Origin of the sequence: Lacibacter sediminis (genome assembly GCF_014168535.1) — a bacterium.
Lineage (GTDB): Bacteria > Bacteroidota > Bacteroidia > Chitinophagales > Chitinophagaceae > Lacibacter > Lacibacter sediminis.
In genome coordinates this window covers 228,684-254,978 of the sequence record NZ_CP060007.1, presented here as the reverse complement: position 1 = coordinate 254,978, position 26,295 = coordinate 228,684, and the positions used below count along the sequence as shown (strand labels likewise).

The 26,295-nt window shown below is 40.0% G+C and carries 23 protein-coding genes; 9 read left to right on the top strand and 14 right to left on the bottom strand.

What is annotated here, in order from left to right; genetic code table 11:
• Window position 1 precedes the first annotated feature (1 nt).
• Complete coding sequence (locus tag H4075_RS01175) at window positions 2–1,918, top strand: peptidylprolyl isomerase (protein ID WP_182803373.1); 1,917 nt, start codon at window positions 2–4, stop codon at window positions 1,916–1,918.
• Window positions 1,919–2,003: 85 nt separating this feature from the next.
• On the opposite strand, the gene H4075_RS01170 is transcribed toward H4075_RS01175, so the two are convergent.
• Window positions 2,004–3,047, bottom strand: a complete 1,044-nt coding sequence (locus H4075_RS01170) for an Omp28-related outer membrane protein (protein ID WP_182803371.1) — start codon at window positions 3,045–3,047, stop codon at window positions 2,004–2,006.
• 118 nt (window positions 3,048–3,165) lie between these two features.
• Here H4075_RS01170 and H4075_RS01165 point away from each other — a divergent pair, with 118 nt between their 5' ends.
• Both H4075_RS01165 and H4075_RS01160 read left to right on the top strand, forming a co-directional pair.
• Window positions 3,166–3,648, top strand: coding sequence for a TlpA family protein disulfide reductase (locus H4075_RS01165; RefSeq protein WP_182803369.1), 483 nt, complete (start codon window positions 3,166–3,168; stop codon window positions 3,646–3,648).
• A 20-nt stretch (window positions 3,649–3,668) separates the two neighbouring features.
• Complete coding sequence (locus H4075_RS01160; RefSeq protein ID WP_182803368.1) at window positions 3,669–5,237, top strand: DUF6029 family protein; 1,569 nt, start codon at window positions 3,669–3,671, stop codon at window positions 5,235–5,237.
• A 51-nt stretch (window positions 5,238–5,288) separates the two neighbouring features.
• Here H4075_RS01160 and H4075_RS01155 read toward each other — a convergent pair whose 3' ends face one another.
• Window positions 5,289–6,242 (bottom strand): methylenetetrahydrofolate reductase, encoded by a 954-nt coding sequence (locus H4075_RS01155; protein ID WP_182803366.1) that lies wholly within the window; start codon window positions 6,240–6,242, stop codon window positions 5,289–5,291.
• 270 nt (window positions 6,243–6,512) lie between these two features.
• Here H4075_RS01155 and lptB point away from each other — a divergent pair, with 270 nt between their 5' ends.
• From lptB to fabG, 5 genes are read left to right on the top strand one after another with little or no spacing between them, the layout of a single operon-like run.
• On the top strand, window positions 6,513–7,289 hold the full coding sequence (gene lptB, locus H4075_RS01150) for an LPS export ABC transporter ATP-binding protein (RefSeq protein ID WP_220494835.1): 777 nt from the start codon (window positions 6,513–6,515) through the stop codon (window positions 7,287–7,289).
• Window positions 7,290–7,337: 48 nt separating this feature from the next.
• Entirely contained in the window at window positions 7,338–8,846 is a 1,509-nt protein-coding gene (locus H4075_RS01145) for a GH3 auxin-responsive promoter family protein (RefSeq protein ID WP_182803363.1), read from the top strand.
• Window positions 8,847–8,848: 2 nt separating this feature from the next.
• Window positions 8,849–9,799, top strand: a complete 951-nt coding sequence (locus H4075_RS01140) for a phytanoyl-CoA dioxygenase family protein (protein ID WP_182803361.1) — start codon at window positions 8,849–8,851, stop codon at window positions 9,797–9,799.
• A 21-nt stretch (window positions 9,800–9,820) separates the two neighbouring features.
• Complete coding sequence (locus H4075_RS01135) at window positions 9,821–10,669, top strand: DUF3667 domain-containing protein (protein WP_182803360.1); 849 nt, start codon at window positions 9,821–9,823, stop codon at window positions 10,667–10,669.
• A gap of 1 nt (window position 10,670) precedes the next feature.
• Window positions 10,671–11,426 (top strand): 3-oxoacyl-[acyl-carrier-protein] reductase, encoded by a 756-nt coding sequence (gene fabG / locus H4075_RS01130; RefSeq protein ID WP_182803358.1) that lies wholly within the window; start codon window positions 10,671–10,673, stop codon window positions 11,424–11,426.
• 65 nt (window positions 11,427–11,491) lie between these two features.
• On the opposite strand, the gene H4075_RS01125 is transcribed toward fabG, so the two are convergent.
• From H4075_RS01125 to H4075_RS01105, 5 genes are all read right to left on the bottom strand, one after another.
• Window positions 11,492–13,348: a proton-conducting transporter transmembrane domain-containing protein gene (locus tag H4075_RS01125; protein ID WP_182803356.1), complete on the bottom strand. Its 1,857-nt coding sequence runs from the start codon at window positions 13,346–13,348 to the stop codon at window positions 11,492–11,494.
• A 76-nt stretch (window positions 13,349–13,424) separates the two neighbouring features.
• Window positions 13,425–16,034 carry a YbcC family protein gene (locus tag H4075_RS01120; protein WP_182803354.1) on the bottom strand — a complete coding sequence of 870 codons (2,610 nt, stop codon included), beginning with the start codon at window positions 16,032–16,034 and terminating at the stop codon, window positions 13,425–13,427.
• Window position 16,035: 1 nt separating this feature from the next.
• The gene (locus H4075_RS01115; protein ID WP_182803352.1) at window positions 16,036–17,670 is read right to left on the bottom strand and encodes a SulP family inorganic anion transporter; all 1,635 of its coding nucleotides are present in this window, start codon (window positions 17,668–17,670) and stop codon (window positions 16,036–16,038) included.
• Between the two features lie 48 nt (window positions 17,671–17,718).
• Window positions 17,719–18,378: a carbonic anhydrase gene (locus tag H4075_RS01110; protein WP_255460277.1), complete on the bottom strand. Its 660-nt coding sequence runs from the start codon at window positions 18,376–18,378 to the stop codon at window positions 17,719–17,721.
• Between the two features lie 106 nt (window positions 18,379–18,484).
• Window positions 18,485–18,856 carry a hypothetical protein gene (locus H4075_RS01105; RefSeq protein ID WP_182803350.1) on the bottom strand — a complete coding sequence of 124 codons (372 nt, stop codon included), beginning with the start codon at window positions 18,854–18,856 and terminating at the stop codon, window positions 18,485–18,487.
• Between the two features lie 188 nt (window positions 18,857–19,044).
• On the opposite strand from H4075_RS01105, the gene H4075_RS01100 reads away from it, so the two are divergent.
• Window positions 19,045–19,680, top strand: coding sequence for a carbonic anhydrase (locus H4075_RS01100; protein WP_182803348.1), 636 nt, complete (start codon window positions 19,045–19,047; stop codon window positions 19,678–19,680).
• A gap of 15 nt (window positions 19,681–19,695) precedes the next feature.
• Here the strand turns inward: H4075_RS01100 and H4075_RS01095 are convergent, their stop codons facing one another.
• The 7 genes from H4075_RS01095 to rpsB all read right to left on the bottom strand — a co-directional run bounded on the left by H4075_RS01095 (window position 19,696) and on the right by rpsB (window position 26,272).
• Window positions 19,696–20,334 carry a DNA-3-methyladenine glycosylase family protein gene (locus tag H4075_RS01095; protein WP_182803347.1) on the bottom strand — a complete coding sequence of 213 codons (639 nt, stop codon included), beginning with the start codon at window positions 20,332–20,334 and terminating at the stop codon, window positions 19,696–19,698.
• 40 nt (window positions 20,335–20,374) lie between these two features.
• On the bottom strand, window positions 20,375–20,803 hold the full coding sequence (locus H4075_RS01090) for a hypothetical protein (protein ID WP_182803345.1): 429 nt from the start codon (window positions 20,801–20,803) through the stop codon (window positions 20,375–20,377).
• Window positions 20,800–21,573 carry an enoyl-CoA hydratase/isomerase family protein gene (locus tag H4075_RS01085; RefSeq protein ID WP_182803344.1) on the bottom strand — a complete coding sequence of 258 codons (774 nt, stop codon included), beginning with the start codon at window positions 21,571–21,573 and terminating at the stop codon, window positions 20,800–20,802. The genes H4075_RS01090 and H4075_RS01085 overlap by 4 nt, the downstream gene beginning before the upstream one ends.
• 57 nt (window positions 21,574–21,630) lie before the next feature.
• Window positions 21,631–23,706 (bottom strand): phenylacetic acid degradation bifunctional protein PaaZ, encoded by a 2,076-nt coding sequence (paaZ, locus tag H4075_RS01080; protein ID WP_182803342.1) that lies wholly within the window; start codon window positions 23,704–23,706, stop codon window positions 21,631–21,633.
• A 68-nt stretch (window positions 23,707–23,774) separates the two neighbouring features.
• Window positions 23,775–24,242: a DinB family protein gene (locus H4075_RS01075; protein ID WP_182803340.1), complete on the bottom strand. Its 468-nt coding sequence runs from the start codon at window positions 24,240–24,242 to the stop codon at window positions 23,775–23,777.
• Window positions 24,243–24,406: 164 nt separating this feature from the next.
• Window positions 24,407–25,243: a translation elongation factor Ts gene (gene tsf, locus H4075_RS01070; RefSeq protein ID WP_182803338.1), complete on the bottom strand. Its 837-nt coding sequence runs from the start codon at window positions 25,241–25,243 to the stop codon at window positions 24,407–24,409.
• Between the two features lie 135 nt (window positions 25,244–25,378).
• Window positions 25,379–26,272 (bottom strand): 30S ribosomal protein S2, encoded by an 894-nt coding sequence (rpsB, locus tag H4075_RS01065; protein ID WP_182803336.1) that lies wholly within the window; start codon window positions 26,270–26,272, stop codon window positions 25,379–25,381.
• Window positions 26,273–26,295: the final 23 nt, after the last annotated feature.

The following is a 26,295-nucleotide window of genomic DNA, read 5'->3' as shown; positions in this document are numbered from 1 at the left end:
TATGCGTAACATTCTATTTTTTCTTTTGATGGTTGCAGCTACCGGCAGCCAGGCACAAACCCTTTTTACCTACGGCACAAACAAAGTTGACAAGAAAGAATTCTGGCGTGCATTTTCTAAGAACAACAATGGCGCAACCGATGAAAAATCTATTCGGGAATATCTTGATCTCTTTGTTCGTTTTAAACTGAAAGTACAGGCAGCAAAAGATGCCAAGCTCGATACGTTGCCTAACATTCAAAATGATATTGCTGCTTTTCGTGCACAGATCATTGAACAATACATGCGTAACCAAGGCAGCAATAAAGAACTGGTGAATGAAGCCATCGATCGCAGTGCTTCTGAATTAGAAGTAGCACATGTATTTGTTGGATATGATAATGATAGTGCAAAAGCTAAAGTTGTTATTGACAAAGCATATGCACAATTACAAACCGGTTCAGATTTTTCAACCACATCAAAAACTTTCTCAACCAATGAATATGTGAAATCAACCGGTGGATATATTGGTTATCTCTCTGCGTTTTCGCTGCCATACGATCTTGAAACAGCTGTTTATAATACAGCAGTTGGCGGATATTCAAAGCCGGTAGCTGGCAAAAGCGGCTATCATATTTTTAAAGTGATGAATAAGCGAGCTACATTGGGTAAAATGAAAGCTGCACAAATTCTTATCGCCCTTCCAGCCAATGCATCGCAGGAAGAAATTGCTGCGGCACGTACAAAAGCCGAAATGGTTTATGGTTTAGCGACGAAAGGTGATGCGTTTGACAAGCTGGCTCAAACCTATAGCGACGATAAATTAACTTTTCAGAATGGAGGTGAGTTACCTGAGTTTGGTTTTACGAAATACGACGCAGCGTTCAGCAAAGCCGCATTTGGTTTGCAAAAGAATGGCGACATCAGCTCGCCGGTTCAAACAGCCTCTGGTTTTCACATCATCAAACGTTTGGAATTAAAACCAGCAGTAACGGATAAAAATGATCCGGCAATTGTGCAGGAGTTTAACGAGAAAGTAAATACTGATGCTCGTATTAATGTTGCTATTGCCAAACAAAAAGAGCAGATACTGAAAAGTAGTAATTACAAAGCGCTTCCATATAATGAAAAAGAATTGTGGATCATTACGGATACCGTGCTTAAGGCAAAAAATTATGCCGCTATCTATAAAGCAAACCAGCAAAAACCATTGTTTCAGTTAGGTACAAAAATTACTTCTGCTGCTGATTGGCTAAAACATGTAAAGAGTCTGCAAACAGCAAACTATTCGCCCAAGCAAACGGATTACAAAGAGTTGATGAAGCAATTTGTTTATACTACCGCTGAACAGTATTACAAAGACCGTCTTGAAACAACCAATGAAGAAGTAGGTTTCCAGATCAAAGAGTTTCGTGAAGGAAGTATGTTGTTTGAAATTATGGAGCGGAAGATCTGGAGTGTAGCTCCTGCTGACAGTGCCGGACTTGTGGCTTATTACAACCGCAACAAACAAAAATATACCTGGCAGCCAAGCGTAAATGCCATTGTGTTCAATTGTGCTGATACAGCAGTTGCCAATCGTGCATTAGCGATGATGAAAAAAGAACCCTTGAAGTGGAAAGAACATATGGATGCATTAGGTGGAACAGCATTGGCCGACAGCAGCCGTTTTGAACTGAATCAATTGCCTGTTGCAGAAGGTACAAAGTTTACAGCTGGTCAATTCACACCGATTGTTACAAATCCCAATGATGGTTCTTCTTCTTTCTGCTACATTCTCAAAGTGTATGACAGCAAAGACCAGCGTAGTTATGACGAAGCAAAAGGTCTTGTGATCAACGATTACCAATTGGATATGGAAGAGAAATGGATCAATCAGTTAAAAAAGAAATATCCTGTAAAGGTAAATGAAGGGGTAGTGAAGAGTATGGTGAAGTAGTTTAGCAAAAGCCCGACCTCTGTATTACTACTCATGGCCGGGCACAAAAACAACTCAGCATACAAACCTTGTTCTATCATTACACTTAATCGAAGTTTTTATTCTCGCCTGCTTTTGCAACCTGCACATTCAATACCCCTTTCCTGTTTTGCGTATTGGTATCAAACAGTACAAATGCAATCACTTTTATATTGCTCATATTATAACCTGTAGCATTAAAAGAGTAATCTTTCTCCCATGTATTCGCTTTTGTACTGCTTGCAACAGGAATATTATCACCAAAAATATCAGTAGCTGCTGTGCGCAATACATTCTTCTGTCTGAAATTGGGAATGGGGTTTGGTAAACCAAAATGCCCATAGTTTGCCTGATTGTATAACAAACTGTCTTCAGCCAATAATACAACGATCTTTAACGGCAAAGATGTAGTAACATCAAATTTCACTCTTGCTTTTACATTTACCATTGTACCACTTACAGAAGTTTCTAATGCCAAGCCAAGTACTGCTCTTTTTTGAGCCAATGCATCAAGTGTTGCAGTATTATTATCCCATTTTGTATCCCGGTTAAGAATAACCGTCGGCACCCCTGTAACGCCAAGCGCTGTGCGTAACTGTGAATCATAAATGTATTTGAATGGGTCGTTGCTGCCAGCGGGACCATGCACACCAACAGAAATAAGATTTGGCTTCGTATCAGTATAAGCATCAAGTGGAATAACGGTGCCGGGACAAATGCCACACCATGTCCCCGTAAAATCTTCAATCAATACTTTTTGCGTAAATGCTGATGGCCCCGGTGTATTTGCCGTAAGCGTAACTGTTGAAGATGTCGCACTTCCTCTTGTTGCCTTTATTTGATAATTGCCACTTGTATTGGTGAAAAAGGTTGTGCTGTTATATACCGTATTGTTTAAGTAAATAGTAGAAGAAGATGTCACGTCAGCATTACTCTGATCTTTTACTGTAATACTTACTTCATCAAAACCATCAGCCGCAAGCTCGTTTCTGCTTAACTGAACAGTAAGTGGTTGTGGTTGTGTTACAAGGTCAGGTTCATTGCCTGGTTTTGAACAAGAAGCAAGAACCAAAATAATTACAAGTGCGAAAAATGAATTTGTATGATACATGACAAATTAGTTTTAAAAAGGGTTATTTATTTACAGCATGAAGCAGAAAACAAAAATTGAAAATCGATCTGCATTCTTTCGTCGGCCAACTGACATGCATCACTATTTAACAAATGCCATGAGAAAACTCTGCATCATTCTGCTTTGCCTATTCTACTATACGTTTGGATTTGCCCAAACAGATTTGCCACAGGTAAAGATTAAAACATTAAACGGTGCCGAAGTGGGCTTTGCTCAGCTATCAGCAAACAAAGACACTGCACTTATCGTAAGCTTTTGGGCTACCTGGTGCATTCCTTGTATTACCGAACTTGAAACAATTAATGATCAGCTTCAGGAAAGGCAATTGCAAACTCCTTTTAAATTGATTGCCGTATCCGTTGACGATACCCGCAGTTCAGCACGTGTGCCTTCTTTTGTAAAAGGAAGGGGCTGGAATTTTCCGATTTACTTAGACACAAACAGCGATCTCAAACGGGCACTCAACATCAACGATATACCGCATATTCTCATCATCAAAAACGGCAAGATCATTTATCAGCATACAGGTTATGTACCGGGTAATGAAGAAGAATTATTTGAAGTGATCAGTAAACAATAACAACCTAACTGAACCATACAATGAAAAACTGCTTAATTATTTTGTATTGTGTAATGAGTCTTTCTGCATTTACGCAAACAACAGATAGGGGCCACCTCAGTGGAAGCTTTGATTCCTACACACAGTTCTATCAGAAAGATGAAAAGATCAATGCTATTCTGCCACAGGACAAAGTGGGTTCAAATAATTTTCTGAAGCTTGATTACACGTACAAAGGCTTTTCAGCCGGTGTGCAATTTGAAAGCTACTTACCTTCTATTGCAGGCTACCCTTTTAATATTAATGAAAGCAAACTCATAAATAGGTATTTTAAATACACAGCCAAAAAAATTTCGGTGCAGGTAGGAGATTTTTATGAGCAGTTTGGAAGTGGTTTAATTTATCGTTCATGGGAAAACAGGCAAATTGGTATCAACAATGCATTGGAAGGAATTAATGTGCAGGTAACACCTGTTTCATTTCTACATGTTAAAATTATCAGTGGCAAACAGCGAAAAATATTTGATCGTGCAAATTCTGTTGTTCGTGGTGCCGATGCAACGATCGATTTTTCCAAACTGAGCAAAAAAGAAAATCCTAAAGCAAGAATTGAAGCTGGCTTTAGTTATGTAAGCCGCTATCAGCAATATACAGGGCCAGATGTTGATTTTCCTGCAACAGTCAGGGCTGCCGCTGCAAGATTATCCATTAGTGGTGCTAATGCATCGTTTGGGTTAGAATATGTGCAAAAAGGAAAAGACCCTTCCATTAATAATAACCAGGACTTGGGTAATGGAAGAGCATTATTGGTAAACGGTTCTGTTGCCGCCGGTAAGTTTGGTTTGAATCTTACTTTGCGCAGCATAAGCAATATGGATTTTCGTGGTGAGCGTGATGCAATTGCCACCTCTGTACCGGTAAATTTTATTCCTGCACTTACACGTCCGCATGATTATTTAACCACAAACATTTATGTTTATAATGCACAGGCGCAAGGAGAAATTGGAGGGCAGGCAGATATCTATTACACTATTGGCAAGAACGTAAAGAAACCTTCACGCATTGGCATTAACTTTTCACACTACCGATCTTTGCAAACAAAAAATAACATTTTCAGTATAGGCGATAATGCATATTTCCGTGACCTGAGTATTGAATGGAAAAAGAAATGGGATAACAAGCTGAGCAGTGTTCTTGCTTATCATAATTTGTTTTACAACAAATCAGTAGTTGAAGGAGGTATTTATGATAACATCACTGCTAATATTGTTGTATTGAATACAACTTATAAGTATGCAGCAAAAAAATCATTCAGGTTCGAACTGCAACACTTGTTTACGCAGGATGACAATGGCAACTGGGCAGCAGCAGTAACAGAGTTCAACTTTGCGCCATCTTTTAGTTTTTATGTGAGTGATCTTTATAATTACGATGTTACGAATACACATTATCCGAATATTGGCGGAAGCTTTACCAAAAACGGCAGCAGGTTTTCAGTAGCATACGGAAGACAACGGGCAGGCCTATTTTGTGTAGGAGGTATTTGCAGGTTTGTGCCTGCTGCTACAGCTATTACAGCCACGTTAACTATAACCTTTAACAGTAAATAAAAAGACCTGCAATGCAAGGCTTTCAGAGATGTTTGAAGAGGTTATCTTTAGTTACAACACATTCTTCACCACATTATAAATCACTTTCGGGCTGCCGAGTGTGTAATAGTGTAATACCGGCACACCAAACTCTTTCAATTCTTTTGACTGCTGAATGAGCCAATCTGTTCCTACTTTCTTACAATCATCATCTGTTTTAGCCCGCATCATTTCATTACTCAACTCTGTTGGAATATCAACATGAAACGTACGTGGAATAACCGATAGTTGTTTCTTGCTTGTTAATGGTTTCAAGCCCGGGATGATGGGAACTTCAATTCCCATTTCACGGCATTGCTTAACAAACGCAAAGAATTTGCTGTTGTCGAAAAACATCTGCGTCATAATATATTCAGCACCTGCATCCACTTTATCTTTCAGGCGTTGCATTTCAATTTCCTGGTTGGGTGTTTCAAAATGTTTCTCAGGATAACCTGCCACACCTGCGCAAAAATCGGTGCGGAAACCATCACGGATATCTTCTTCGAGATAAATACCATGATTGAGGTTGATCGTTTGTTTCAGGAGATCAATTGCCAAACGATGACCATCGGGGTGCGGTTCAAAAAATGTTTCGTTCTTAGCTGCATCGCCACGAAGCACCAACACATTCTGTACACCGATAAAATTGAGATCGATCAACGCATCTTCTGTTTCACGTTTGGAAAAACCGCCACAGATAAGATGCGGAACCGCATCAAGATTGTAATGATTCTGCAAAGCCGCACAAATACCAACTGTACCGGGACGCTTCCGGACTTCCACTTTTTCAAACGTACCATCGGGTTTCTTTTTAAACACCTGCTCGGCACGGTGATACGTAACATTGATCCAGGATGGTTTAAACTCCATCAACGGATCAAGATGATCGAAAATAGAATTAATGGTCTTCCCTTTCAATGGTGGAAGTATCTCAAAAGAAACAAGCGTATCTTTTGCCTGTGCTATATGTTCGGTTACTTTCATTTGTCGATTGGTTTATTTTGGCTGCTGCTGTTTCCTGCTCAATGCTGCATTGGCGATGAAAGCCCGCCTGACCGGACGGGCAGGGATTGCGACGCAAGGGACGATGCCACAAGGAACCAAAGCCGGTATCAAAAAAAAACTTCCTGCAAACATATAACAGGAGTGGCTCTTAATCAAACAATGTTTCACCGTTACTTTCACATTTTAAAAGGGAATGAAAGGGTTGCTATTAACGGGAATGCGGTATTTTCGCCACTACAATTTTTTGCTTTGAGTTTAACTATCCATACATCTGAACTTGTAAAGCGTTATCGCACCCGCACGGTTGCCAATAAAGTGAGCATTGAAGTGAAACAGGGTGAAATCGTTGGTTTGCTTGGGCCAAATGGCGCCGGTAAAACAACTACCTTTTACATGGTGGTAGGCTTTGTGAAGCCCGATGAAGGTGAAGTGTTTCTCAACGATGAGAACATTACCAATATGGCCATGTACAAACGGGCGCAATTAGGCATTGGTTATTTGCCGCAGGAAGCCAGCGTGTTCCGCAAGCTATCGGTGGAAGAGAATATTGCGGCTGTGTTGGAAATGACGAAGCTGAGTAAAGATGAACAGCGTGAAAAACTGGAAGATCTGCTGAGCGAGTTTCGTTTGCATCACGTACGTAAGAACAAAGGTGATTCGTTGAGTGGTGGTGAGCGACGCCGAACTGAAATTGCCCGTGCCCTGGCTGTTGATCCGAAGTTTATTTTGCTGGATGAGCCTTTTGCCGGTGTTGACCCTATCGCTGTGGAAGACATCCAGGCCATTGTTGCCAAACTGAAATACCGCAATATCGGTATCCTTATTACTGATCATAACGTAACTGAAACCTTATCGATCTGCGACCGTGCTTACCTGTTGATAGAAGGAAAGATCTTTAAACATGGTACGGCTGAAGAGCTGGCCGAAGATGAGCAGGTACGTCGTTTATACCTGGGCCGCAATTTTGAACTGAAGCGGAAAGATTATCTGCACGAAGAAGCGGCCAATAGTTCACAACCTGAATAACCATTTCAGTTAGCAGAAGTCGATTAACTTTTTTTATCTTGCCGAAACATGAGACTGCTTAGCCCTGCAATATCAAGACTTGCACGCCTTCGTATGTGGAGGATCGAAAGCTGGATGAATAATCCGGTGGCAGCTCAGCGTGAAGTATTGCAGGATCTTGTTACCACGGCACAATACACACAGTTTGGTCACCAGTATAAATTTGCGAAGCTGTTTAACCTGCGTGATTTCAAGAATACTGTTCCGGTTCATGAATACGATGATATCAAACCCTACATTGAACGAATGATGCAGGGCGAAGAAAATGTGCTGTGGCCAACACCTGTTACCTGGTTTGCCAAAAGTAGTGGTACCACCAGTGATAAAAGCAAATTCATTCCCGTTAGTGATGAGAGCATGAAAGATGGGCATTTCAAGGCCAGCAAAGATGTGCTTACACTTTACTATAACAATTTCCCCGGTTCAGATCTGTTAACAGGTAAAGGATTGGTAATTGGCGGCAGCCACAACATTTCGCCATTTAATGAAGAAATACAGTTTGGCGATTTGAGTGCGGTGCTGATGCAGAATGCTCCTTTCTGGACCAACTGGATTCGCACACCTGAGCTGAGTGTGTTGTTGATGGATGAATGGGAAAGCAAGATCGAAAAACTTGCCGAAACAACCATTAAAGAAAACGTTACTTCTATTTCAGGAGTCCCAACATGGAATATGGTTTTATTCCGCCGGATTTTAGAATTAACCGGTAAACAAACCATTGCTGAAGTATGGCCGGAGCTAGAGTTGTTCATGCATGGTGGTGTATCGTTTGTTCCATACCGTGAGCAGTTTGAAAAGATCATTGGCAAATCAATTAATTACCTGGAAATGTACAATGCCAGCGAAGGTTTCTTTGCGGCACAGGATCATCCTGGTGAAGAGGGTATGTTGCTGTTTGCAGATCATGGAATTTTTTATGAGTTCATGCCATTAGAAGAATATGGTAAACCATTCCCAAACACGATCGGTTTAAGCAAAGTAGAGTTAAATAAAAATTATGCATTGGTGATCAGTACCAATGGCGGTTTATGGCGATATATTGTGGGTGATACAGTTCAGTTTACTTCTCTTCGACCTTTCCGTATTAAAGTAAGCGGACGCATCAAACACTTCATCAATGCATTTGGTGAAGAGTTGATGGTTGATAATACGGATAAAGCCATTGCCATTGCCTGCGAACAGACAGGTGCCATTGTAAATGAATATACCGCTGCACCGATTTATTTCAGCCACGGCAGCAATGGAGCACACGAATGGTTGATCGAGTTTGAGAAATATCCCGTTGGCTTAAATGATTTTGTTTACGAACTCGACACAGCATTAAAAAATCTGAACAGCGATTACGAAGCCAAGCGTCATAAAAATATTGCTTTGCGTTTGCCATTTATTCAACCGGTAAAAAAAGGAACCTTTCACCGTTGGTTACAAAGCAAAGGGAAAATGGGTGGTCAGCACAAAGTACCAAGGCTCAGTAATGACCGTGTATATGTAGAAGAAATCATCCGATTCAACCAATGAGCATGAAGCTGAAGGATAAACTGAAAGATTACAAACCTCTTCACTGGCTCTATAACCTGCTTCACGCAAAACAACTGCAGCACAACAAGGATGCGTATAAGAAATACGATGTGCATAAACCTTTGTTTGACTCCATCAGCAGTAAAGATTTTCCTGATAAAACATCCAGGGCATGGTTAGACGTAAACGATTCGGCAAATGTTGTATCAACCAAACATAGCTTTCAATATTTTACACCCGATGTACAGCAACAATTGATCGGTTGGAGCAGCAAAGGATTTCTCCACCTTAACCGGTATTTCAGCATTGAACAGGTTGATGAAGTGAATAAAGCTGTTGATGAACTCATCAACCAAAAGCACTTGCCCATTACACATGACAATAAAGTGATGCATGGATATAAACATTCTCCTGTTATTAAACAGATGATGCAGGATGAAGGGTTGAAGAAATTACTTTCGTTTGTGTTGGACAAAGAAGTGCTCCCTTTTCAAACACTCAATTTTGTAAAAGGCAGCGGTCAGCGTGCGCACAGCGATAGTATTCACATGACTACGTATCCGTTGGGTTATTTAATCGCAGCCTGGATCGCATTGGAAGATATTCATCCTGACAGCGGACCATTGTTTTATTATCCCGGCAGTCATAAACTCCCTTACCTTCTGAATGATGAATTTGAAAATTACAGCACAAGGCTGAAACTGGGCAACAAACAGTACAGCGATTACGAAGATGTTACGGAAGAAATTCTTTCGCAGAATCATTTTCCGAAAGAAGTATTTCTTCCGAAGAAAGGCGATGTACTCATTTGGCATGCAAACCTGATTCATGGCGGAACGCCTGTTGCAAATCCTTTGCTCACACGCAAAAGCATGGTGGTACATTACTACGCAAAAGATGTGATCAAGTACCATGAAATAACAGAACGCCCATCTTTGATGGAAGAAGAATAAATCCTCTTACTATATTTAAGCATGGATCAGAATACAATCACCTGCAAACATTGCAGCAATCAGTTTACCGGTAAGTATTGTAATGTATGTGGAGAGAAGGTTTATTCACTCGAAGACAAATCGATCATTCATTTTTTTTCAGAGGCACTTCATTTCATTACGCATTTTGAAGGAACATTGTTTACTACGCTTAAGGCAATGTTTACGAGCCCGGGTCTCATTACGACCGATTACTGTAATGGGGTGCGTAAAAAATATTTCAAGCCCTTGTCTTTTTTTCTGTTGCTGGTCTTTCTGTATTTATTATTTCCCGTTTTTGAAGGACTGAACATGAAGCTGGAGTTTTATCCCAACCAGGATTATTATGGCAACTATGCAGCAAAGAAAATTCAAACGGTCTTATCCAATACCGGCATGACAATGGAGGAGCTTTCAGAAAAATTTCATACAAAGGGTGAAAAGATATCAAAGTTCCTGCTGGTTATCCTGGTTCCTGTTACTGCTCTTTTTTTCTACGCTATTGGATTTATGAAGCGACGTTTTTATTTTGACAATATGGTGTTTTCGGCTGAGGTGAATTCGTTTTTCTTATTATGGGGGTTTCTATGTTTGCCATTGATTACCACAGTCACTAACATCATTTCAAATGCCCTGTTTCATGAGATGCTGCCCTTTCGTGATAACATTTTGGGTATCCTGATCTATGTTCCCCTATGCATTTATGTGGCAATCGGGGTTCGAAAATTCTACCATTACAAACTATGGGTAAGCATTCTGATAGTTCCGTTTTTTTATTTTGTGCATACATTTATTGTCTATTCCTTGTACAAATTTCTTTTATTTGTGACCACTATCAATCAAATTCATTAACATGAAATTACTGGAAGGAAAAGTTGCCATAGTAACCGGTGCCGCACGTGGTATTGGTGAAGCGATTGCCATTAAGTTTGCCGAACATGGTGCAAATGTTGCATTCACTTATGTGAGCGACAGCAGCAAAGACAAAGCAACAGCGCTTGAAGCAAAACTTACAGGGCTGGGTGTAAAAGCCAAAGCATACCAAAGCAATGCAGGTGATTTTGCTGCCTGTGAAGCTTTTGTTACAGATGTATTGAAAGAATTTGGAACAGTTGACATTTGTGTAAACAACGCAGGTATTTCAAAAGATAATCTGCTTTTGCGCATGAGTGTTGAGCAGTGGGAAGATGTGATCAAAGTAAATCTCAACTCTGTGTTTTACATGACCAAACAGATCATTAAACCAATGATGAAAGCAAGAAGCGGCTCTATCATTAACATGAGCAGTGTTATTGGTGAAATGGGTAATGCAGGCCAGAGCAGTTATGCAGCAAGTAAAGCAGGTGTGATCGGTTTTACAAAAAGTGTAGCGAAAGAATTGGGTAGCCGTAACATCCGTTGCAATGCCATTGCTCCGGGTTTTGTTGAAACCGATATGACTTCTTATTTAAAAGAAGGCGAAGCAGCTGATAAATATAAAGCAGGCATTCCGCTGGGACGTTTTGCAAGTGCAGAAGATATTGCAAATGTGACCTTGTTTTTAGCAAGTGATCTCAGCAGTTATGTTACAGGGCAAACCATCAGTGCATGCGGTGGCTTGAATATCTGATCATAAAAATCATAGTAATAAAAAACCTCCCGATGGGAGGTTTTTGTTTTTTAAGAAGTTAGGATCTATGATGAACGAAATGCCACCGGGTGATCAAGTTTTTTATGCGGCCCCATAAAGATGCGGAGCAGAATACGAAAAGCTGATAATTCAATAAACAGCAGGCTTAGCGCCATCAATGCAATCAATACATATTGATCACTGTGCACATAGGTAAAGAATACATCAAGTCCTACAAATGCAGCTGTTACAGGAAAGCCCAGCAGACCAATAGCTGAAAATAAAAACAACAAGCCTGTATTTTCCTGTTCGTATACATAGCCATGAAAACGATTAAGAGAGATATCGTTGTCAATAGCTTTGATTTTATTCAAACAATAATAGCCCAGTAAGAAGGCAGGTATTATTCCACTGACATAAAACACAATTTCAATGGTGTTGATATGCGCAGCATTGAATAAAACAGCAGCAATTAGAAACAGGTGCGAAATAAATAAATAACTCCATGCTTTTATGGCTGAACCCCGGTAAGAAAAAGCAAACAGGATAACAGCCAATGCAATGCTCATTAATAGCAATGGTAAAGCAGAATTCTGATAAGGAATATCCATCTTAACCGTTTGGCCGAAAATAAAAAATGCTATCCCCACAACTGCAACAATCCCAGGCATCATTTTCGTTTGTAAAAAACCAAACTGTTTACCAAGCCATTTAAAAGGGCTCCATAAATAAGCAAACATCATACGATCTAAATGCCATTCCTTAATGCCCAGCATATAGATCGTTGCTGCCAGTCTTGACACCGGTTTTTGTTGTGGTGCTGTGTAATGAAAATATTGGTGATGCACCAGGTAGTTGAGTACAGATGGAGAAACCAACAACTGATATGTTCGTAAAAAAGCATTCCCCGCAAAATGGATCAATACCAGCCAGTGAAACCCTAGTGCCACTTCAATAAACATCAACCCTATCTGTGCTGCAGATGAATAAGCGATCTGCGTTTTTACTGTTGGCTGCACCCGTGCAATTAATGTAGCCACAATCGCCGTCGCTGCACCAATGACAATGATGGCAATTTTTGCCCACAACATATCTTCCCAGAAAGGATGCGTACGTAACAATAAGAAAACACCAATATGAACACTCAATGAACCATAGAAAATGGCAGACGAAGATGTTGGCCCTTCCATTGCCCTGGGCAACCAGGAAGTGAAAGGAATCTGAGCTGATTTAATGGCAGCCGGCAATATCAACATACAAACAATAAATGCAGCCATGGCTGTATTACCGGTTTGTACAGCTAATACTTTTGCATTACTTAATTCAGAAAATAAAATGTTTTGCTGTGTAAGATGATGCATCATCCACATAGCAAGCATTAACGATACATCACTGATGCGGTAATAGGAAATAGCCTTGAATGCATTCTTCACCGGCAGATAACGGTTCCGGTAAAATGCAATGAGTAAAAAAGAACAAACACCTTTTATCTCCCAACCGATGAACAGTGTTTCAAAATTTCCAGACAGAATAATAAAGTTATAGCCTGCAGCAAATAATAAAATGGTATTGAAAAAACGTTTGTAGCCTTGGTCACGGTGCATGTAATACTTGCTGAACGTTGCAACAAGAAAAAACAACAACGCACCAATTACGCTGAACACTGCAGTTACTTCATCATAAAACAATTCAAAGGCAAAGACAAAATGATCGGTTTGGTAAAGTGTGGCAAGCTGATAACTAACCGGCTTCAGCCCGTTTATCATCCACCATATGGCAAACGAAACTGAAACAAGGATGTACAGCACTTTAGTAAAGCGTACAAGTTTGCCAATGGCTTTCTCACTCTTGTTTTGCCAGAACAGGCTTATGAGAAATGCCAGGAATGGTATGGCAATAAATAAGACGAGTAGTTGATTCATTTATGTTTCTTGCCGATTACACGATTGTGATCAGTTATTATTTAGTTCGTTAACAATTGGCGTAATCAGCAGATTATTAGTCCAGCAAATACACCGGCAGGTTTTCTTCCGTTGCATGTACAATGTGATTCGTCTCCATTTCCTTTGCGCCTTCAATAAACTGTACCATGTTATGGATGGTTTTTATTTCACCGGAAGCTGTAACAGGTTCATACTTACTAAACGCACCATTCTTAAAATAGTAAAACTGTTTTTCTTCGGGATCAAGTGCGACAATATGCACCCATTCATTTTTATACCATTCAAATACTTCAGGTGAAGATTGGATCGCTTTTAAAACAATCTCCGGTTTGTGTTCAACAATCACCATTAAACGTACAGGATCATGCACTTCGATCATTTGCCATGGAAGCCCGGGTCTCAAATCACCATCGCTGCTGTTGGCAACTCCAAACAAACCCATCACATTATGCGGAAGCTTGGTGCCGGCACCCATTTTGATATTATCAACTCTTGAAAAATAATATTCAAGATTGATACCGCCACAAACCAATCCAATGGGTCGCATGACTGCAGAGAGGATGGTACCGTCTGCATCAGTGGTATGATCATAACTATTGAGAAAAGCACGACGGTCAAGAAATAATCCTTTGGTCATTTGTCTGCGACCAATGATGGCCAATGTATTGGTACCGTGACCTAACTCCGGTCTTGGTTCGAACAAAGAAACTGAACGGCTGTGTATTGCTTTACGTACCTGCTCTAATTCCTGTTTGGTATTAATGGATGCAAATCTTCTGCTTCTTTCTTTTGCATTCAGATTTAAAGCCGTTTCAAAATTCTGAATGTTGATGAAATGCGCTTTCGCATTTTCCTCACTTAATACATTTTCATCATAGTAAGCCATTACATCCGCAGCCGTATCATGCATACAACCCAAAAACTGTGTTTCAGCAGGAATAATAATTCCCTTTGCTGCTAATATTTCTCTTACTGTTTTATGATTTAAAATAAAGGCCTGTACTCTTGCATTGGTTGCACCGGGTCTTCCACTGCATGCACCACAATCATGTGCACCGTGATGTGGATTGTTTGCACTGCTGCTGCCATGCGCAATAATGTAAACGATGGGCGCAAAACGTTTTATCATTCCAATACCCCGTAAAAAGCCTTCTGCTCTTGCAGCCATTTCATCAACCGTGTAACCGATCTGTAATCCATTCTCTGTATCGTTTGGATTTTTATTCTCGATGCTGAGTGTTGATTGTTTGTCCATATGCCCATATGCATTTGAAATGGCAGGACTCATTTTCGGACGAAACAACATTTCGATCTTTTTCACGAAAGCCCAAAAACCAAAACCAATGCTCAGGAAAAAGCCGGATACAATGCCATGTGTATGTTTGGTGTAGATCAGTTCTTCTTGTCTTACGGCCTTTGCATCTGATTCTTTAATTAGATATTTTGGTGTAACAGGTGCTGGACAAAGTTTATCATAAAACTTACTGCCCTGTTGCTGAAAATAAAATTCAACACCAAAAAAACCTGGTGCACCAAATGTTTCTGCTTTTTTGTCAACTGCTTCAATATGGCGGCGAATAGAATCCTCCCGTTCATCAATACAGAAAATGGCTTGAAATGAAGGCGTGTTTTTTGTTGATGGGATGGCAGCATCTCCATTCTGCTGCAATTCTCTCTTATCTTCTGCGATTAATATTCCTTTCAATACCGAATCATAATAACTCCATTCAAATGCATCCTGCCACAGTTCAATTACTTCAGCTAATTCTGTTTTAGGTACCTCGGCAAAAAGATAAAGAGGCGGCGCTGTTACATGATTGGTCAAAGGCTGCCAGTTTGAACCAAATACATCATTGAGTGCATCCAGCTCCATGAGCAATTCAAATTCAACCAATTCTTTGAACGTGATCTTCTTATTGTCGAGCAAGGTATGCGGATTATCTTCTACTGCCGAAATAAAACCGCTCCAGCCATGATGTGCAAATTGCTGATCGAAGAGGTATTGTTCAAAATACTCCTCCTTGCCAACAATTGTTTTCAAAAGTTCTGTGATTGAATAATCACCGGATAGAAATTTTTTCCGTACTGCTTTTGTTTTAAAAAAACTGACGAGGCTGGTTCGCTCCAGTTCTTTTATACTTTCTGTAAAACTTTTGTTTGCAAACGGGAATGCTGTAATAGCAATACCCTGGTCTAAAAAACTGCAGAGGATACGAAATAATAAAGGATGTACATTATTGTCAAGATCAAAAGCATAAGCCTCTTTCCAATATTTCCGCAGTTGTCCGATCCTTGGGTGGTTGATCGTGTCGTAGTTGACTTCAATCAATTTCTGTTTCCATAAAAATAAATGATCCTTGCCTTTTTTAGTGGCAAGGATCATGTCAAGAATATCTTCTCTTATTCTTCCTGTTTTGTAAAGCTGTCGAAACTCCGAGAGTTGAAGACTTACCTGGAAGCCGAAAATTTTTGATGCTTTAAAAATGGCCTCATAAAACTTCAGGTGTTGAAAAGCATGTAAAGAATTATGATGAATGAAATCTTTCAGCGCTTGTTGCGATGGAAGAAAATGTTTCAACTCATGCAGTACATGCTCTTCATGAAAGCTTATATGTATTTCATTTTGTTTTTGATTTGACAAGATGGCTTGTTGGTTTTTATCCATCTTAATTTTTTTGTGATTCCAGTATTTTTTCGGGCTCTGTTGTTCCGATTCCTACAGGTGTACCATTTTTTTGAGAATGCACATGCACCGCATCGGCCATTCTGTAAGCTTCTTTAAAGTTTCGCAATGTTACCGTAATGTTTTTGTCTTTTGAACCAAAGTCCAAAAAGTCACGGATAAGTTCTAATACATCAAAATCTATATAAACTGTATTGGCTGCATCAATAACTACATTACTGTTTTCTGGTAAATGGGCCAATGTTTGCTTTATAGCAGCTTTGTTTAAGAAAGAAACTTCCTGTGCAAGGTCAATATAAATTGTTTCGCCTTCCTTATGCTTTTCCTTTTTAAAGAAGTAAGCAAGTTTCATATTTCCACGAAGAATGAAAATAACACTTACTGCCAGACCAACACCAACACCTTTCAGCAAGTCAGTAAATACAACCGCCACAACAGTTACAATAAACGGAATAAATTGATGCTTACCGTTATGCCACATGTGTTTGAAAACTTTTGCACTTGCCAAACGCATACCGATCATAATTAAAATGGCTGCCAAACAGGCCATTGGTATTTTATTCAGCAAAAAAGGTATGGCTACTACTGTGAGCAATAGAAATACACCATGCGCTATAGCTGAAAGTTTTGTTTTAGCTCCTGAATTTATGTTAGCTGTTGTTCTTACGATTACTGAAGTCATTGGTAACCCTCCAACTAATCCTGAAAGAATATTACCAATACCCTGTGCTTTCAATTCTGTATTTGCACTTGAATACCGTTTTAAAGGATCCATTTTATCACCTGCTTCCAGACATAACAGTGTTTCAATACTTGCCACAATAGCAATAGTAAGTCCAACGATCCACACTTTCGTATCAGTGACTGCTGAAAAATCAGGCGTAATAAATTGTCCGAAAAATTCACTTACTGATGAAGCAGTAGGCAATGTCACCAAATGATCTTGTGAAATAGCAAGGTTAGATCCTGTTGCTTTAAATATTTCATTGATAACAATACCAACCACCACCACTACTAATGCGCCGGGTAATGCTTTGATTTTTTTAAGAAACGAAAGCTTGTTGAAAGCGATCAAGATCCCTAACGATACAACAGTAACAATGATTGCACCTAAGTGTGCGTAGTTAATGGAGTTAATGATCTCGGTAAAAAACCCTGTCTCAGATCCTTTCTCCAAAGCAAACCAATCACCTTCATGTGCCTTATCATAACCAATAGCGTGTGGCAATTCTTTTTTAATAATGATGATACCGATTGCCACCAACATCCCTTCAATAACGGCAGTAGGAAAATAAGTGGAGATGGTACCTGCTTTTATAAATCCAAGTATGAGCTGTATCAATCCCGCAGCCATAACAGCTACCAGGAACGCCTCATATCCCAAATCATTAATGGCCACCAGCACAATTGCAATAAGACCGGCAGCAGGCCCCGATACACTTACATTCGAGCTGCTTAAAGAGCCTACAACAATACCTGCAATAACACCGCAGATGATTCCTGCAAACGGAGGAGCACCACTGGCTACAGCAATACCCAAACAAAGGGGCAAAGCCACCAGAAAAACAACCATACCTGAGAGCAGGTCGGTCTTTAAATATTTTGTAGTAATCTTCATTTTATAAATACTTTATTTGGGATCTTAATTGTTTTCAGCAATCAGGTTTTATACTTTAGCTGCTAGCTGTTGCTTCTTTTTACTCTTTGTAAGATTTTTAAAGAAATCAACTTTACCCGTTTCGATATTATACACCCCACCTACAAGGCCGATCTCGCCTTTCTCGAACATATCTTTTACAATACTGCTGCGTGTGAGTATTTCTTCAAGACTATTTTCAACGTTTGCATAAGCAACATTATCGGTAAACATGTGATCGTGTTCATCTTTCAGCATAGCCTTGCTGATAGAAGGTTGTATACGTTTCAACAGATCAGTAATATGTCCGTCTTCTACGCCGGCTTTCGCACTTTTAATAGCGCCGCATTCTGTATGCCCCAACACCATTAATACTTTTGAACCGACATACTTAACAGCATATTCAATACTAGCAATGATGTCGTTGTTAACAATGTTTCCTGCAATCCTGATACTGAACAGATCACCCAGGCCCTGGTCAAATATCAATTCAACTGATGTGCGTGAATCCATGCAGCTTAATATCACAGCAAATGGATATTGACCTTCTCTTGTTTGGTTGATCAACTCTAAGTGATCATGATTAACTGATAAATTTTCTACAAAGCGCTGGTTGCCCTCAACTAAGATCTCATATCCTTGGTAGGGCGTCAGGTTTTCTAAGTATTCTTTCGAATGCTTTCTCATCATTTTAAGTTTTTAAGTTATTGCCATACGTGTATGACAACATAATTGTATGATTAATGTAACAGTAAAACAGGCTGATTTAAGGCCAGATTCAATAAAGGAGAATTAATTAAGCAACGTTTGGAGGGGGAACCAAAAGTTCGCCATGAAAAGCAATATAGTTTCTTGCGTTTTCACAAGAACGATATTGTTTGGCCACTGCTAATAAACCATCTTCTTTGTGATGGTCATGAAGATATTCTTCTGAAAAGGAATTATTACCGGGAGCTTTTTCCTCGGTTGAATTACCGAAAGGATTTGCGCTTTCCTCTTCATTACCGGTGAAAGGCGAGCCGCTATTTTCTGTTTGCTGCTGCTGAGCAATTTCCTGCTGACCGGCATAAACAAACGGAAGGCTGATCGTAAGCCATAGCAAAGCAGCCATCATAAAAATGGTGGATGCTTTTTGAATTATGCTATATGGTATGCGACCTTTCTTCATGAAATGTGTTGCAAGATATGATTTTGAATACTGGAAACCAAGCCACTCATACCTTGCGGGCGGCTAAAATAACAACGAATCAACTGGTTTGTTTACTTTTAATGTCATATTTATCTTAAAAAAATTTAACACTTATCCATCTGTAATACAAACATCTGTTTGTTTACAATAGACAAAACAACCCAACTATGAAACCATACGAAGTGTTATTGAACGAGAATAAGCTATGGGCTGCAAAGAAAGTGTCGGAGGATCCTGAATACTTCGACAGGCTGGCTCATTTGCAAACGCCAGAGTTCTTATGGATCGGCTGCAGCGACAGCCGTGTTCCGGCCAATGAGATCACAGGCACTGAGCCAGGTGAGATTTTTGTACACCGCAATGTGGCTAACCTTGTGATCAATACTGATGTGAATGTGCTGAGCGTTCTTGATTATGCGGTAAATCATTTAAAAGTAAAACACGTGATCGTTTGTGGTCACTATGGCTGTGGTGGTATTAAAGCTGCCCTTACCAAAAATGATTTTAAACCCGTATTGAACATGTGGCTACGTAACATTAAAGATGTATATCGTATTCACCGGGCAGAGCTCGATCTGTTGAATGATGAAGAACAGAAAACAAACAGGCTTGTAGAACTAAACGTACAGGAACAGGTGTTCAGCCTGGCGAAGACTTCTATTATTCAACGTGCATGGAAACATGAACAACGACCGGATCTGCATGGATGGGTATATGGTCTTGAAAACGGCATCATTAAACCTGTATTTGATATGAAGGCAGGTACACATATTGATGATCTATATGAGTACGACGATCTGTAATTGTGCAGACGTTTATCAATGTTCAATCTTAATATTCCGTTTCTTAATGTAAGCATGCCATAAAATCATGGCAGCGATTGTACGGTAAGGTCGCCATGGTTCAGCAATAGAGAGCATTTCTTCTTTGCTGATATGTGGATGTAATTGTTTGGTTTCTTTTAAACTGTTCACCAAGGCAATATCGCCTAACGGAAAAAGATCGGTGCGTTGCAATGCATGCATCAGGTAAACATCGGTTGTCCAGTTGCCAATACCTTTAATAGATGTAAGCTGTGTTCTGACTTCTTCATCAGTCAACAATGAAAACTTTTTTAGCTGAAGCTTTTTTGTTGTTACTGCTGTTGCCAGCTCTTTGGCATACACTTGCTTTTGTCTTGTGAAATAACACTCACGTAATTCTTCATTACTCATGGCAAGAATTTTTGCAGGCGTAACAACACCTATTCTTTCTTTTAATTTTTTATAGGCAGCAAATGCGGCTGCTAATGAAACCTGCTGTTCAAGAATGGTGAGGATGAGTGTTTCGAACCCTTGCTTGCGGGTCCACATAGGTGGATAGCCATATTCTTTGATGATTGCTTTTAGGTGTTTATCTTTTTTAGATAGAAGATCGCAGTAAGTTTGAAAATTATCTTCAGAGAAGGTTTGAATCATGTGCTAAAAATAAAAAAGAGAACGAGGATAGAATGAAGAATTATTTACTTGCCCACTTTGGAATTTTTCCTTCTTTCTCCCATTCAATACACTTTTCTTTATGACTATTAAAATCGCCAAAACATAGCGCATCTAACATTTCCTGCTGTTTCATTTCTGGATTGCTAAGTACGTTCCGAATTAGATCAGCATGATTGTCGACATACTCCTCAAATCTTTGATAAGCCCAAATGTATTCCTTGTCATCATTAATATCCTGAAATTCTTTTGGCAATTCAGTGATTCCCTCTCGTAGGTCTAGTCCCATAATTTTTTTAGGCAACTTAGTCCTGTCGAATATAAAAGGAGTAGAAATAGAAATTACATTGTGGTCACCAATTAGATTTGCTATACCATGAATCTCAAGACCGGCTTTTTGTAAATGTCCAAACTGTTTTTTGAACTCGTTGATTATGGTTTCGTAGTTCAACTCTTCGCTTTAAATCTTGCAATTGCATTTTTGGTGAACTCACTCAACACTAACCTGCCGCTGATCTTTGCACGTTCGATCAATAATTCATCCCAATGCTCTGTTCCTTTCCAGAATATTTTTTTCATTTCATGCATAGCTTCAGGTGAAGAGTGCGATAATGTATTTGCAAGTTTTGAGATCGACTCATCCATGTCTTCAATGGTAGGATGCAGTTCAGAAAATAAACCCTTTCGTTTTGCCCAATCGGCATTACGCCAGCTTGAAGCATCAATTGCCAGTTGCGAAAATGCTGAAGTGCCGGTCTTGCGTTCTACTGCGGGACCTACCACAAACGGACCAATACCAATGGCCAGCTCACTCAATTTTATATCCGATCCTTCCACTGCAATTGCATAATCAACAGCGGCAGCTAAACCAACACCACCGCCAACACATTTGCCATGAATACGGCCAATGATCAGTTTAGGGCATTTACGCATCGCATTGATCACATGCGCAAAGCCACTAAAGAATTTTAATCCTTCTGCTTCATTTTTTATTGCAACCAGCTCATCGAAACTTGCACCTGCACAGAATGCTTTTTCACCTGATGATTTTAAGATGATCACTAATACGTTCGGGTCATGCGCCAGGTGCGAAATGGTATGTGCCAACTCACTTAATAAACTGCCGGGTAACGAATTGCTTTGCGGATGATGAAACTCAACAGTTGCAATTCCTTTGTGCAATTCCTTTTTTACGTATGCTTCGCTGATCTGCGTTACCATGATTCGTTGATTTAGTCTTATTAAATTACAGCACTCTTTGCATAAATGCAATGCTTGCTACTGCTTTAATTTTTTTACCATTGTTAAAATTGTAGCAACACCGGTTATTTCATTCGTTTCATCAAAAAACTCGACTAACCATTTTACGATACCTTTTTCAATGTCATCGCCCCTTTTAAAGTCTTCGGGCTTTTCAACAATACGTTTATCGTTTGGTAATTTTTCTTTACAGGTAAACCGGATATACACTTCGGCGCCGGGATAAACCGGTTTGGTGAAACGCAATTCATCAATACCATAGTTGAGCAACACAGGGTTTATTTCATAACTGTCTACAAACAACCCGGCTGCAATACTCATGATGAAATAACCATGCGCCACCTGCTGTTCAAACATGGTGCCGGTGAAATCAGTTGTTTTAATGTGTGCATAGAAATGATCGCCACTCAAATCAGCAAAGCGGTCAATATCTTCACTCGTGATCACTCTTTTTTCTGTGATGATCTGATCACCTATCTGTAATTCTTCGAAATACTTTTTAAACGGATGCTTGCCGGGATCTTTCCCTTTGGCATTTGGTTGATACACATTCGTAATAGCTGTAATGGTTGTAGGCGATCCTTGAATAGCCGTACGCTGCAAGTAATGTTTTACTCCACGCAAGCCACCCATCTCTTCGCCACCGCCGGCACGACCCGGGCCACCATGCACCAACAATGGTAACGGTGAACCATGACCGGTACTTTCTTTCGCACACTCATTGTTCAATACAAGTATACGACCGTGATGCGTTGCTGCACCAATTACATATTGCCTTGCAGTTTTATGATCGGCAGTTACAATCGAAGAACACAAACTACCCTTTCCCAATTTGCTTAAGGCAATTGCTTCATCCATTGTTTTGTACGGCATAATAGTGCTCACCGGACCAAATGCTTCCACTTCATGCACCTGTGCTGAAGTCCAAGGCGAGTCATTCTTCAATAAGATGGGTGAAAGAAAAGCACCTTTGTTTGCATCTGCATCAACCACATCAACACTATCTAAACTGCCGTACACAATTTGAGAGGACGCTAATAATTTCTGCACCTGTTCTCTTACTTCTTTGCGTTGTGTTTCGCCTGCAAGCGAACCCATTCTTACTTTTTCATTCAATGGATTGCCAATGATTGTTTGTGCCAATGAAGTTGCTATTGCTTTCCACAGGTCTTCCATTTTATTCTCCGGTACAAATATTCTTCTGATGCCAGTACAACGTTGCCCTGCTTTCAAGGTCATTTCTTTGCGCACTTCCTTTATAAAAATATCCCACTCAGGCATGTCGGGATGCACATCATCGCCCAACACAATACAATTGAGTGAATCTGCTTCCATATTGAATGGAACATTTTCACGCAATATGTTTGGATTTGATTTCAACATCAACCCGGTTGATGCACTTCCAGTAAATGTTACCACATCCTGGCTGGTTACATGATCTAATAAATCACCTGCACTGCCGCAGATCAATTGCAAGGAACCTTCCGGTAAAATGTTTGAAGCGATGATTTCTTTTACCACGGCTTCTGTTAAGTAAGAAGTAACAGTAGCAGGTTTTACAATAGCCGGAACACCTGCTAATAAATTCACAGCAATTTTTTCAAGCATTCCCCACACCGGAAAGTTAAATGCATTGATATGAACCGCCACACCTTCTTTCGGCACAAGAATGTGAGTGCCCATGAATGTATTGTTCTTGCTGAGGTTATGACTTTCACCATCAATACAAAAAACTTCATCGGGAAACTTGCGGCGAAGCGATGCATTGGCGAACAGATTACCAATACCGCCCTCAATATCTACCCAGCTATCGGCTTTGGTAGCACCACTTTGATAGGAAACAGCATAAAATTTATTGAGGTGATTGCGTAAATGAAGGGCTAATGCTTTTAGCATGTTGCCTCGTTCATGAAACGTCATTTTACGTAAAGCAGGATTACCCACTGTACGTCCGTATTCGAGTATCGATTTAAAATCTAATCCTTTGGTGGAAGCTGAACCGATCGTTTCACCGGTTACTGCATTATATAATAATTGTCCATCACCTTCGCCATTGATCCAATGACCGGTAATATAATTGCCGAGCTTATTCATATTTGCTAATAATCGTTAGGCTGCTAAGTTACAGCAGAAGACAGTTCTGTAAACGCCTTGCTGCATTTTTAACTCATCAAACCAAACTGGCGCAAGTGATGGGTCACATGTTTGTAATGCAGGCGTACCCATTCTTCAAAATTCAGTTCGCCAAATACAGGATGCACGGCAGTAGCTGTGGGATTCGTTTCATAAAAATGAAAGAAATGGCTTACTTCTTTTTCCAGTTTGGCTACTGCTTCTTCAGGAGATGTAAAATGAACAGGAAACGGTTCTTCACCGATAATACTCGTAGGAGCTTTTGTATTTTCTCTGAACTGCTTATCGCTCATTAAAAATTCTTTGAGCTTGGGCATGTGTTCAGGTGGCGAAACAAGATCGAATTTTAGTTTATGTGTTGATACTTTAAAGAACGCAGCCACATGTTCAACCATTTGCTGAAAATTCATTTTGCCCCATTTGGGTTGTGCCGAAGTATCTGCTTTACTGATGATCTGTATGTATTCGTTTTTGAGAAACTTCAGTTGTTCCTGCATAGCAATATGTTTTCATTTCAAATGTAAAGGATTAGCAGCTATCAGGTATGCATACTTCTCCGGTTGGCAAGTACTGATGACCTGTTGCACAAGTATAGAACACCTAAATGAAAAATCCCGTGCACTTTCGTACACGGGACCGTTATCAGGATTACATTTTAGTTTTATCCTAAAGCAACACGTTTGAATGTTGTTACTTTCACATCACCTGAAGATTTCAGGAAATCACCTACACTCTTCGAAGCATCTTTAACGAATGACTGTGCTAACAATGTTTGCTCTTTAAAGAATGCATTCATTTTACCTTCAGCGATCTTAGCGATCATTTCTTCAGGTTTGCCAGCCATTTTCGGATCTTGCTTCATCAATTCAACAACGATGTCTTTTTCACGTGCTACTACATCAGCAGGCACACTGTCAGCATCAACGGCTACAGGGTTCATTGCAGCAATTTGCATCGCTACATCTTTACCAGCTTCAACAGCTTCCTTATCTAAACCAACCAATACACCCATGCGGTATGCACCGTGAATGTAAGACGCAACATAAGGAGCTTCAACACGCTCAAATTTGCTGATACCGATCTTTTCACCAATAGCAGCAAGTTTATCGTTTATAAGATCAGCAACTTTTGAACCATTTACTTCAGCAGCATTCAGTTCTTCAGTATTTTTTACATCGTTTGCCACAGCAGCATCGGCAATTGATTGTGCAAAGGCAACAAAGTCTGCATTCTTACTTACAAAGTCAGTTTCGCAACTGATACATACAACATAACCTATCTTATTATCAGCACTTGTTTGTGCAATCACTACACCTTCTTTTGCTTCACGATCGCTACGTTTTGCCGCAACTTTCTGGCCTTGCTTGCGCAACCAATCGATCGCTGCTTCAAAATCACCATTTGTTTCAGTTAATGCTTTACGACAATCCATCATACCAGCACCAGTTGCCTGGCGAAGCTTATTAATATCCTGTGCACTTATTGTTACAGTTGACATATTTATTAATTTGAAAAATTATGAATTTGAAAAATGCTTCCTGCCAAAGTTTACAAACTAACTCAGGCAGAAAGCATTTTTTATTTTTTAGAAGTCTTGCTATTCGTTCATCCTACTTCTTACTTCCTGCCATTATTATCTGGTTGAAGTACGCTTCTGTGTGCTTGGTACACGACGCTTTGGAGCTCCACCAGGACCACCAGCGTTAGCACCCCCAGGACCACGTCCCGGACCACGACCACCACGTCCGCCTCTGTCACGACCACCTTCTTCACCTTCGTCAAACTTTGCACCTTTATCTTCTACTTCTTCTGTTTCATCTTCTTCTTTTTCAACCTGGCGCTCTGCTAAACCTTCTGCAATTGCTGCAGTGAGGAATTGGGTAATGATCGCAATTGATTTCGTTGCATCATCATTACCGGGAATAAAGTAATCTACCTTATTAGGATCGCAGTTTGTATCAACCAAACCAAATGTAGTGATGCCTAAACGTTTTGCTTCAGCCAAGCCGATATGCTCGTGACCAATATCAACTAAGAACAAAGCAGCTGGGATACGGCTCATGTTAGCGATACCGCCCAATACTTTTTCCATTTTCTCTTTATCACGGCTTAATTGCAAACGCTCTTTCTTCGTAATGCTGTCGAAAGAACCATCGTTCAGCATTTTCTCAATGCTCTGCATTTTCTTTACGCTCTTACGAACAGTGTTGAAGTTAGTTAACATACCACCTAACCAACGGTCAGTTACGTAAGGCATGTTTACTTTTTGTGCGCATTCAGTAACAATTTCTTTTGCCTGTTTCTTGGTAGCAACAAACATGATTTTTTTACCGCTGCGTGCCAGCTGTTTCATAGCTGCTGCAGTTTCCTGCAAACCTTCAACAGTTTTGTTAAGGTCAATGATGTGAATACCTTTCTTTTCAGCAAAGATGTAAGGTAACATCTTGGGATTCCACTTCTTCTTCAGGTGACCGAAATGCACACCTGCTTCGAGTAATTGCTGTTGTAATGAAGTGTTATTTTCCATTGTATTTGTATAATCGTTTTTAA